Here is a 10,551-nt window from a genome sequence, read left to right on the forward strand (position 1 = left end):
GGAATGTGTTTTGCTGGCACATTCCTTAATTTTGAGTCTGTATTTCGGGGATTAGTGTTTAGAACTAATAAAAAACATCAACCAACCAAATAAGTCCCCATCGCGCTGGCGATATGCACTTGTTTTTCATTATGCAGTTCAATCCTGGCGACAGAGACTTTATTGCCACTGCGAACAATACTGCAACTGGCGGTAAACACTTCGCCACGTCCGGGACGCAGGTAATCCACGCGCAAATCAATAGTGCCCAGTGTTGGCAGACGCTTTTGCATCTCTGCAATTGTGAGTGTTTCCAGTGTGATCAGGGAATTGCCCGCACAAACCAGCCCGCCGGCAACATCCAGTATGGAAGCGATTGCTCCACCATGCAGAATTTTCTGAGCTATATTACCGACCAACTTTTCTTGATTACGAAATTGTAGTTCTGCGTAGTCTTGTTCGAAGCGGAGTAACTCGAGTCCCAGAAATCGGTTGAATGGCATATGATAAACAAAGACTTCGCCGATAAATTTACGGGCTTCTTCTGGTGTTAATGTTATGTCCAATTGCTGCATATTTTCCATTGTGGGTTTCCTGATAATGAAAAAGTAAAACGGCTAATATTTAATGGATCTTTATAGTTAATAACTTGTTAAGTTTATGCTTTTATCATCGGCCTTGCCAGTCTGTGAAGCGCTTCGAAAAACGATTCATTGAAAAAAACGGACTATAAAAAATAACCATGTAGCGTGTAGAATAAGTGGTAATTTTTATCTTGGAACTATCACAATAGGGAAGCCAGCAATGCGTTTGTTATGGTAATTACTGGTTATCACTTGTTTATTATCGCCACGGATTTATGGTGCCAATATTAATGGACGGGCAATCCATAGCTACGATTGGGTAGATCATGGTGGCAGCTCAGTAAGATCCCCGTTCTGTGAAATGAATGATGAGCCACAATGCTTTCTGGCATGGCGAATCGATGATTGATTACAATTTCAAGCTGGCTTGTTTTGGTATCGGTGTCATGCTGAATGATATGCTGTAATTACTCTAGCAGTGAGATAGCATAATATACAGGCGCTTGGATCGCGTTTGTATTTTTTTACAGCCTGTTTTTTAGGTTTTTTCAAGGATTAGCTTTTAACGATTGAGGAAAGGCGTGTCTACCGCAGAACTCATCAGCACGGCATCGCTGGCTGAACAAGCATTACGAAAAACATTCGGATACCATCAATTTCGTCTGGGGCAGCAGCAGGTTATCGACGCCGTCCTTGATGGACGCGATTGTCTGGTGATCATGCCAACGGGAGGCGGTAAATCGCTGTGTTACCAGATCCCGGCACTGGTTAAAAATGGGCTGACATTGGTCGTTTCTCCATTGATTTCACTGATGAAAGATCAGGTTGATCAGTTGCGGGCGAATGGTGTAGAAGCGGAATGCCTCAACTCAACCCAAAGCCGTGAACAGCAATTTGATATTATTCAACGTTGCCGTCAGGGGAGCATTAAACTGCTCTATATTGCCCCTGAGCGATTAGTGACGGATAACTTCCTTGATCAGTTTCACGATTGGCAGCCTGTTTTACTGGCTGTCGATGAAGCTCACTGTATTTCTCAGTGGGGGCATGATTTTCGCCCAGAATATCGAGCGCTAGGGCAGCTTCGTCGCCGATTCCCCGGTCTTCCTGTGATTGCTTTGACGGCTACGGCGGATAAAACCACTCGTCAGGATATTGTGCGCTTGTTGGAGCTGCACGAGCCAATTATTCATATCAGCAGTTTTGATCGTCCCAATATTCGCTATACGCTGGTAGAGAAATATAAACCGCTCGATCAGCTCTGGTCATTTGTCCGTGGTCAGCAGGGAAAAAGCGGGATTATTTACTGTAACAGTCGCACCAAAGTGGAAGAAACGGCAGAGCGCCTGCAAAAGCGGGGATTAAGTGTTGCGCCTTATCACGCGGGGCTGGAAAACAACCAACGTACGTGGGTACAGGATGCCTTCCAGCGAGACGATTTGCAGGTGGTAGTGGCAACGGTTGCATTTGGTATGGGGATAAACAAACCCAACGTGCGCTTTGTCGTGCACTTTGATATTCCGCGCAATATCGAATCTTATTATCAGGAAACGGGTCGAGCTGGGCGAGATGGCTTACCTGCTGAAGCAGTGCTATTTTACGATCCTGCGGATATGGCGTGGTTGCGCCGTTGTCTGGAAGAAAAACCCGCGGGTGAACAACAGGACATTGAACGGCACAAACTCAACGCCATGGGCGCATTTGCGGAGGCACAGACTTGCCGGCGTTTGGTACTGCTGAATTATTTCGGTGAAAGCCGCCAGACAACCTGTAGTAACTGTGATATTTGCCTTGATCCACCTAAGCGTTACGACGGTCTGGTGGAAGCGCAGAAAGCATTATCCTGTATCTATCGCGTTGGACAACGCTTTGGGATTGTCTATATTGTAGAAGTACTGCGTGGTGCGAATAATCAACGCATTAGGGACTTTGGGCACGACAAATTGCCGGTCTATGGCATCGGTAAAGAGCAGAGTCAGGAACATTGGATGAGCGTCTTGCGTCAGCTTATTCACCTGGGGCTGATTAGCCAAAATATTGCCAATTACTCTGCGCTGCAACTGACGGAGGCGTCACGGCCTGTATTACGGGGCGAAGTGCCTTTACAACTTGCCGTACCACGTATCCAAAACCTAAAAAGCCGTAATCAGCAAAACAAAGCATACAGTGGGAATTATGATCGCAAATTATTTGCCAAATTGCGCAAGTTGCGTAAATCCATTGCTGATGAAAACAACATTCCACCTTTTGTCGTTTTTAATGACGTCACGTTAATTGAGATGGCAGAACAGTGCCCGATCACACCGGATGAGCTTTTGCTGATTAATGGTGTTGGGCAGCGAAAACTGGAACGTTTTGGTGATGTGTTTATGGCGTTGATTCGCGATCACTTTGAATGATTTGAATAACCGAAGGGTACTGATACCCAAAAGATTTCGAGTTGCATCGCAGCCAACAAAGAGGCAACTTGAAAGCTGAAGGGGATAACAGAGGATGATGAATGTCACCTGAGATATTGAAAGAAAGCTGGTTAAACCGCGAACCTCAGTTCTCTGCCTTTACGAATGGATTATTACTGGATTTTTGGCGAACGAGGGAAGAACGGCAATTTATGGGAGTTGATGATGTTCCCATCCATTATGTTTCCTTTTGTTCTCCTCATCATGACAAAACACTCGTGATCTTGCCCGGCCGCAGTGAAAGCTATGTGAAATACCCTGAAGTGGCCTACGATTTTTACCATTTGGGTTACGATATTTTTATCGTTGACCACCGTGGGCAGGGGCGTTCGGGGCGAATGTTGGATGATCGACAAAAAGGCCATGTTGAAGAGTTCGATCATTATGTGGATGACTTAGCGACATTTGTTGAGCTGGAAGTGGCACTTCGTCAGTCTCATTGTTGTTACGCACTGGCTCATTCAATGGGCGGTGCGATCCTGAGTCGTTTTCTGTTGCGTCACCAAGAGCCGGTTTTTCGTGCGGTGGTACTCTGTGCACCGATGTTTGGTATCAACTTACCGATGCCCCGCTGGTTGGCTAATTTTCTGGTTAATCAGGCGGAACCTCATGCTAAAAGACGTAACGCCTATGCACTATCAACGGGGCAATGGCAACCATCGCCTTATTATATCAATCTATTAACGCACAGTTATGCCCGTTATCAGCGTTTCTTGCGTTATTATGCTGATTATCCTGAATTGCGCCTTGGCGGGCCAACTTACCATTGGATGCGGGAAAGTATGCTAATGGGAGATAATTTGGTTGAAAATGCGGGTAAAATTCAGACTCCACTCATGGTTTTGCAAGCGAGTGAAGATAAGGTAGTTAGTAATCGGGAGCTACTGGCTTTTTGCGAATCACGTCAAAAAGCGGGAACAGGAAAAAAAGAACAAAAACCTCTGGTTATCCAAGGGGCTCATCACGAAATCCTGTTCGAAAAAGATGTATTACGGGCGCAGGCTCTCAATGCGATTTGTGATTTTTTTGACCAGCACTGATTTTAGTTTAGGAACTATAACCATGTATCATGTTGTTGCTTCAGACTTAGATGGAACATTGTTGTCTCCCGACCATAAATTAACGCCATATACGAAGGAAACGCTGAACTTGCTGACGGAGCAAGGGATTCATTTTATTTTTGCGACAGGGCGTCATCACATTGATGTGGGGCAGATCCGTGATGGATTGGGCATTGATGCTTATATGATCACTTCCAACGGAGCAAGAGTTCACAATACTCAGGATGAATTGGTATTCAGCCACAACTTATATCCTGAGATTGCTCATGATTTGTGCCTGTTGGAGTTTGATAACCCCGATGTCCTGACTAACTACTTCAATAACGATGATTGGCTAATGAATCGTGAAGCACCTGAGCAGGAGGTGTTTTTTCAGGAGTCTGTTTTCCATTACCAGCTTTTCCAACGTGATAACTTTCCCACAGATGGTGTGTGCAAGGTTTATTACACCAGTGATGATCATGATTATTTGGTGGATTTGGAAGAGAGAATCAAAGCGCACTGGGGAGAAAGAGTTAATGTCAGCTTTTCACTGAGAAATTGTCTGGAAGTGATGGCTGGTGGAGTCTCTAAAGGCCATGCACTGGAGCAGGTTTGCCAATCCATCGGATATCAATTGAGTGACTGCATTGCTTTTGGCGATGGCATGAATGATCGGGAAATGTTGAGTGTGGTGGGCAAGGGCTGCATTATGCAGGGAGCACACCAGCGTTTGAAAGACATTTTACCGGATATGGAAATCATTGGTTCTAATGTTGATGATGCAGTGACTTGTTATTTGCGGAAAATGTATCAAGTTTGATAGTAATAATTTGAATCGTCGATTGAAAACAGTATCCGATGGGATGCTGTTTTTTTATATTTAATGTTAATAATGATATTCTTTATTTGTGTTTTTTATATAAGTTGGTTTTTGTGTTTTGAAATTTAATTTAATTTTTTCTTTACTATCTCTTATTTATCCACCAAAATTTCGTGTTCAAAAAGCGTTCTGCTGAGGTGATTGAATCGGTGATTTCATTAAAAAACATTTATTTTTAATAGGTTGGATTATATTGTTCTAATTGGTTACAATTTCATTCTTCCAAATAAAAGGTTAAAACCACCGTCTTTAGTCGGTGGTAGTTCAGTATATTTGATATTTATAAATTAAAATATTTAATATGTAGTGAAAAGAAGAAATTCTGTATTCTTATCTTATTGTAAAACAAATTTTGATATGAATATTTGTTTTTTTATGGGTTGTAAATTTTAAATTTTCACTTAGTATTCGTGATTGAAATAAAATTATTATGCTTTTAAATTTGAAGAATCTACTCGAGTAGATAAAGTATTGAGTGAAAATTATAAAAATATAACTATGAAAAAATTTCTTCCCGGTTTATAACGTCGGAATTGATAATTTACTGTTCCAACACTCAGGGAACATTTTATGCAGTTTGAAAGTGTCATAGTGCCCTTGACGGGAAAGCGGCATACATCCGAAGTATGTCTGGCTACTCGGAGAGGGCACAAGGATTTTTACCGGACCGCTTTTTCTTGTTGGTTGGGTACAGCAATGGAATATGCCGATTTTGCACTTTATGGTTTAGCTGCGGGAATTATCTTTGGTGATGTATTTTTTCCTGATATGACACCAATGATTGCTTTACTTTCCAGTTTTGCTACATATTCAGTTGGATTTATTGCACGACCTATTGGTGCTTTACTGTTTGGATGGTTGGGGGATCGTAAGGGGCGTAAGATCGTCATGGTGACGACGATTATGCTAATGGGGATCTCTACAGCATTAATTGGGCTTATTCCGAGTTATGCTCAAATTGGTGTTTGGGCTCCAATTTGCTTAGTTATTTTAAGATTTACACAGGGATTAGGGGCTGGGGCTGAACTTTCTGGTGGTACTGTGATGTTAGGAGAATATGCTCCTCCGAAAAAACGCGGTCTGGTTTCTTCCATTATTGCCCTCGGTTCCAATAGTGGAACATTACTGGCATCACTGATTTGGTTGTTAGTATTGACAATGGATAAAGAGAATTTGCTCGAATGGGGATGGCGTATCCCATTTTTATCCAGTTTCTTACTTGCAGTGATTGCTTTGCTTATTCGCCGACATATGAATGAAACTCCTGTATTTCGGCGTTATAAAATGGATCTAGAAGCCCGTAACTTACAAATATTGAATAGGAAATTTGATCATAAAACTGAGCGGGAGCACTGGAATTTTTGGAAACGAACAAAAACATTTTGGATCATGGTTGGTTTGCGTATTGGTGAAAATGGACCATCTTACCTAACTCAGGGGTTTATCATTGGTTATGTTGCTAAGGTACTGATGATAGATAAATCCATACCAACTATATCTGTCTTTATTGCTTCAATTCTAGGTTTTTTGATCATTCCCTTGTCGGGTTATTTATCTGACCGTTTTGGCCGCCGAATTATATATCGTTGGTTTTGTCTATTATTAATCTTATATGCTGTGCCTGCCTTCATCTTACTGGAGAGTCGTGAGCCTATCATTGTTATTTCAACAATTGTTATAGGTATGGGATTGGCTTCCTTAGGAATATTTAGCGTTCAGGCAGCATGGGGAGTCGAGCTATTTGGCGTGAGGAATCGCTACGCTAAGATGGCCTTTGCAAAAGAAGTAGGCTCTATTCTATCTGGTGGTTCTGCACCATTAGTTGCGTCAGCATTGTTGTCTTTTACGGGGCATTGGTGGCCTATCGCATTTTATTTTGCATTTATGGCGGGAATTGGGTTTATAACAACGTTTTTTGCCCCAGAAACACGGGGTAGGGATCTGAATTTACCTGATGATGCTATTTAATACTTCGCAATATAATTCATCATTGATAACTTTGGCATGAATTAACATTATTTGATTCGTGTAAATGTTTATTACATCCCAAAGCATGGTATTTTATTCCCTAAATTATTTAAATTATAACTTTTTCCTATAAACTAAGTAAATGTCATGAAGTTACATCCCAAACGAGTGACTCGTACCGATGTTGCCAAAGAAGCAGGCACATCTGTAGCAGTAGTCAGTTATGTTGTCAACAATGGCCCGAGACCTGTTGCTGAGGCAACGCGTCAGCGTGTATTAGCAGCTATCAAGAAAACAGGCTATCGACCAAATGGTATTGCGAGAGCTCTTGTCTCGGGGACGACACAAGCTTATGGGCTTGTTGTACCCAATATATCTAATCCTTTTATTTCCTCAATGGCTCATGCATTGCAGCAAGAAGCGTTCAAACATGGGCAGGTTCTTTTATTAGGAGATTCTGGGGATGACAGAAAACGAGAAAAGGAACTTATCAACAACTTATTGCATCGCCAGGTTGATGGATTGTTATATACCAGTGTCGATCGCCATCCTTATATCGAACTGATTCAGGAAAGTGGAACTCCATGTGTCATGCTAGATCGTGTTGATGCGAAACTAAATGTCAGTGCAATCATTGTAAATGAAAGACTTGCTGCGTTTAAGGCTACTCAGCACTTGGCTCAGCATGGTTATTGCGATATAGCCATTATCTGTGGGCCTCGTGATATGTTAAATACACAGGATCGTATTGCTGGCTGGCGTGACGCGCTACAACAAGCGAATTTGACTGTGCATGAAGAGTGGATCTTTTCGACGGATTATACCCGTATGGGAGGTTATGAGGTAACGTCGGAAATATTAAAAGGAAAACACCCTCGTGCTTTATTTGCGACCAACGAACTACAGGCGTTTGGGTGTCTTCGTGCGTTGTCTGAACATGGAATAAAGGTTCCTGATGATATTGCGTTGGTTTGCTTCAATTCTACGCAACAATCGCAGTTCAACGTTCCTTCTTTGACTGCGGTACGTCAGCCAATTGATAAAATGGCAAAAACTGCTATTGAAATGCTGAAAACATGGAATGGGGATGCTCGCGAATGTGAATTTGAGTTTGATTTACAGATCGGAGAATCCTGTGGTTGTACATCTTTCGTAAAAGAATAAGTATGCGTTTAATTATTGATTGTGATCCAGGGAATGGTATAGCAGGAGCTAATATTGACGATGGTCTTGCATTAGCTCTTGCCATAGCAGCCCCCCAAATTTCTCTTGAATTAATTTCTACTGTGTCTGGTAATACACCCAGTGAAATCGGTTATTCTGTTGCAAAATCGCTTTTACAGAGATTAGGTGAAAATATCCCTGTGTTACGTGGTGCTTCCCAAGGATTATTGGAACCCATGAAAGTGTGGCGTGAGAAACTTGATCATAGCGTTGATCAAAATGGCTTGCGTGATTTATGGGAGGGAGTTGTTCCTCCTGAACAATTTCCTTTGGTTATTTCGTCAGCGGCGCATGGGATGGGTAAACTCGTATGCCAGAATCCAGGTGAGATCAGGCTTGTAGCGATTGGTCCTTTGACTAATGTTGCTAATGCGATGCAGATATATCCCGAATTTGCTGAATCTGTGGTTGAAATTGTCATCATGGGAGGAGTATTTAACGTTCCAGGCTATCAGAAAGATACCAACTTTGGTATTGATCCAGAAGCTGCTCATATCGTGCTGACAAGTGGTGCAAATATTACTTTGGTGCCGATGGACGTGACGACGCAAACTCAGATGTTACATTCTGATTTGGATTACTTATCTACATTTAATAATCCTCTTTGTGAATTTTTAGTTGAAACAATTCGCCCATGGATGAATTATTCCATTAAAACGAGAGGATTGGCAGGGTGCTGGATCCATGATGCACTGACAGTGGCATGGTTAATTGACAAAACTATTGTCACTAGTACACAGAATTATGTAGATGTTGTTTTAGAGGGAATAGAACGTGGAATGACGATTCTTTATGAACCTGAATCACCATTGCTTAATATGAATACTCCCATAAACAGAAAACCTGTAACAATATTGAACACAGTAGATAGTGCCCGATTTTTATCGATGATTTTCCACTATATTAAGAATTACTGAGTTTTTTTATCATAATTTTTTATTTAAGGTGGTTTTTTATCTGGTTTATTGTCTTTTGGGGCATTTTATCTCAAATACGGATGTTGAATCAACAAGGTGGCAGTTTATCATACTAAAATGACGCTGCCACGCTAATCTTATTCCTTATTGAGTGCAATTACGTTTCTATCTGAGTATCTCCTGAAGAGTAATACCACTGGCGCAATTATGCTGATGGCGAAAATATAATTTCAAGCCTGCCGATAATCATTAACAAAAATCAATGGCACCAGCCCTGTCGTAATAATCCTTCCGCATAATGTGAAAAATTGCCCGTATAAGAATGCGCGGCCGATCATGGCAGAATCCACTTCGCGCAGAATAAGATTTTGGCTTGATACCCGTGAAGCGGAGTTACAAAATCCGAGGAAAAAACCGCCCACCAGAATCACTTCAAGGGTTGGGTTTAGGGCCATAACACCGAGTGTCACCGCAAAGGCAAAGGTGAAAATAAAAATAAGATTGCGTTGCGGATAATGATTGGAGAGTTGCCCCATGATGAATTCCACTAATATCACGCCACAGCTTACTCTGGTTGGTGGTTTTTATTAACTTTTGTTCCAGTAGCCAACATTGTTTTATTCGTATTTACTCTGTTAGAAGGTACTCAGGGCGATAATGAATACGGCTCTGATCCAAAAATAAAGTCTTAATATATTGAGATGTGAAATAAATTAACTATCTAGTTTGCCATCTAGTACAAAACATCGCTTAAAATAATTGGCGGTGTTTTTTTATAGTAATCAGTGGGTGTATAAATAGAGTGGATGATTATTTTGAGTATGAGAATATATTTATCTGTTCGTCTCTTCCTTAAATCAAATAGCTTATCATGGTCAAAAAAGCCAATCTTGTCCCTTATCTGAACTGATGGTTTACCATATTGTTGATGGTATTCATTGAGCTACAAAGATAAGGAGTGTTATTTATGGGTGGGTTGCGTCTTGCCTATTACGATTTATCCCCTGAACTGTTGCAAGGATTCCGTGCCGTAAATCAGGGATTGGAAAAAAGTCCGTTGGGTTTGCCGTTGATCGAATTGATTTATCTGCGGATTTCTCAGATCAATGGTTGTTCTTTCTGTTTGAACAAACACACTCAATCTTTGCTGCAAGCCCAAGAAACAGAACGTCGATTGGCTGAATTGGCAGGGTGGCGTGTCAGCAGTCAATTTAGTTCCCGTGAAAAGGTGGCGTTGGAATGGGCTGAAGCTCTCACCCATGTCGTTACGACTCATGCTGATGATTATGCTTACTTACCCTTGAAAGCACATTTTACGGATCAGGAAATTTCTGATCTGACTTTTTCCATTGCGCTTATGAATGGAATGAATCGGCTTGCTATCGGGATGCGCCAATAATTGATAAAAGACATTTTTGTAGATTTTTAGCGTGGTTCAAGGCTGCTTCCGGTGTTACTTCATTGGCAAATCCCAATAGTACTACAGTCGTACGCCCC

9 protein-coding genes and 1 pseudogene are annotated in these 10,551 nt (G+C 41.6%); 8 read left to right on the forward strand and 2 right to left on the reverse strand.

Annotated features, from left to right (window positions below):
- Positions 1-77: 77 nt before the first annotated feature.
- On the reverse strand, positions 78-545 hold the full coding sequence (locus H8A87_RS12735; RefSeq protein WP_198690342.1) for a thioesterase family protein: 468 nt from the start codon (positions 543-545) through the stop codon (positions 78-80).
- A gap of 599 nt (positions 546-1,144) precedes the next feature.
- On the opposite strand from H8A87_RS12735, the gene recQ reads away from it, so the two are divergent.
- From recQ to H8A87_RS12765, 6 genes are all read left to right on the forward strand, one after another.
- The gene (gene recQ, locus H8A87_RS12740; RefSeq protein WP_198690331.1) at positions 1,145-2,962 is read left to right on the forward strand and encodes an ATP-dependent DNA helicase RecQ; all 1,818 of its coding nucleotides are present in this window, start codon (positions 1,145-1,147) and stop codon (positions 2,960-2,962) included.
- A 101-nt stretch (positions 2,963-3,063) separates the two neighbouring features.
- Positions 3,064-4,062 carry a lysophospholipase L2 gene (pldB, locus tag H8A87_RS12745; RefSeq protein WP_198690332.1) on the forward strand — a complete coding sequence of 333 codons (999 nt, stop codon included), beginning with the start codon at positions 3,064-3,066 and terminating at the stop codon, positions 4,060-4,062.
- Between the two features lie 22 nt (positions 4,063-4,084).
- Positions 4,085-4,885 (forward strand): sugar/pyridoxal phosphate phosphatase YigL, encoded by an 801-nt coding sequence (gene yigL / locus H8A87_RS12750; protein WP_198690333.1) that lies wholly within the window; start codon positions 4,085-4,087, stop codon positions 4,883-4,885.
- Positions 4,886-5,515: 630 nt separating this feature from the next.
- Entirely contained in the window at positions 5,516-6,913 is a 1,398-nt protein-coding gene (locus H8A87_RS12755) for an MFS transporter (protein WP_198690334.1), read from the forward strand.
- A gap of 147 nt (positions 6,914-7,060) precedes the next feature.
- Positions 7,061-8,077: a LacI family DNA-binding transcriptional regulator gene (locus tag H8A87_RS12760; protein WP_198690335.1), complete on the forward strand. Its 1,017-nt coding sequence runs from the start codon at positions 7,061-7,063 to the stop codon at positions 8,075-8,077.
- Positions 8,078-8,079: 2 nt separating this feature from the next.
- Positions 8,080-9,054 (forward strand): nucleoside hydrolase, encoded by a 975-nt coding sequence (locus H8A87_RS12765; RefSeq protein ID WP_198690336.1) that lies wholly within the window; start codon positions 8,080-8,082, stop codon positions 9,052-9,054.
- A gap of 230 nt (positions 9,055-9,284) precedes the next feature.
- Here the strand turns inward: H8A87_RS12765 and H8A87_RS12770 are convergent, their stop codons facing one another.
- Entirely contained in the window at positions 9,285-9,590 is a 306-nt protein-coding gene (locus tag H8A87_RS12770; RefSeq protein WP_198690337.1) for a hypothetical protein, read from the reverse strand.
- A gap of 30 nt (positions 9,591-9,620) precedes the next feature.
- On the opposite strand from H8A87_RS12770, the pseudogene H8A87_RS20205 reads away from it, so the two are divergent.
- Positions 9,621-9,746 (forward strand): annotated as a pseudogene (locus H8A87_RS20205) (DUF805 domain-containing protein); the annotation flags it as partial.
- A 275-nt stretch (positions 9,747-10,021) separates the two neighbouring features.
- Positions 10,022-10,453, forward strand: a complete 432-nt coding sequence (locus tag H8A87_RS12780) for a carboxymuconolactone decarboxylase family protein (RefSeq protein WP_198690338.1) — start codon at positions 10,022-10,024, stop codon at positions 10,451-10,453.
- The last annotated feature ends 98 nt before the right edge of the window (positions 10,454-10,551 follow it).

This window comes from Xenorhabdus lircayensis (assembly GCF_016306625.1).
In the GTDB taxonomy this organism is placed as follows: domain Bacteria; phylum Pseudomonadota; class Gammaproteobacteria; order Enterobacterales; family Enterobacteriaceae; genus Xenorhabdus; species Xenorhabdus lircayensis.

Coding starts and splice junctions, on each gene's coding strand:
- pldB (WP_198690332.1), top strand. CDS start 3,064: ATGTCACCTGAGATATTGAAAGAAAGCTGGTTAAACCGCGAACCTCAG.
- yigL (WP_198690333.1), top strand. CDS start 4,085: ATGTATCATGTTGTTGCTTCAGACTTAGATGGAACATTGTTGTCTCCC.
- H8A87_RS12755 (WP_198690334.1), top strand. CDS start 5,516: ATGCAGTTTGAAAGTGTCATAGTGCCCTTGACGGGAAAGCGGCATACA.
- H8A87_RS12760 (WP_198690335.1), top strand. CDS start 7,061: ATGAAGTTACATCCCAAACGAGTGACTCGTACCGATGTTGCCAAAGAA.
- H8A87_RS12765 (WP_198690336.1), top strand. CDS start 8,080: ATGCGTTTAATTATTGATTGTGATCCAGGGAATGGTATAGCAGGAGCT.
- H8A87_RS12770 (WP_198690337.1), bottom strand. CDS start 9,590: ATGGGGCAACTCTCCAATCATTATCCGCAACGCAATCTTATTTTTATT.
- H8A87_RS12780 (WP_198690338.1), top strand. CDS start 10,022: ATGGGTGGGTTGCGTCTTGCCTATTACGATTTATCCCCTGAACTGTTG.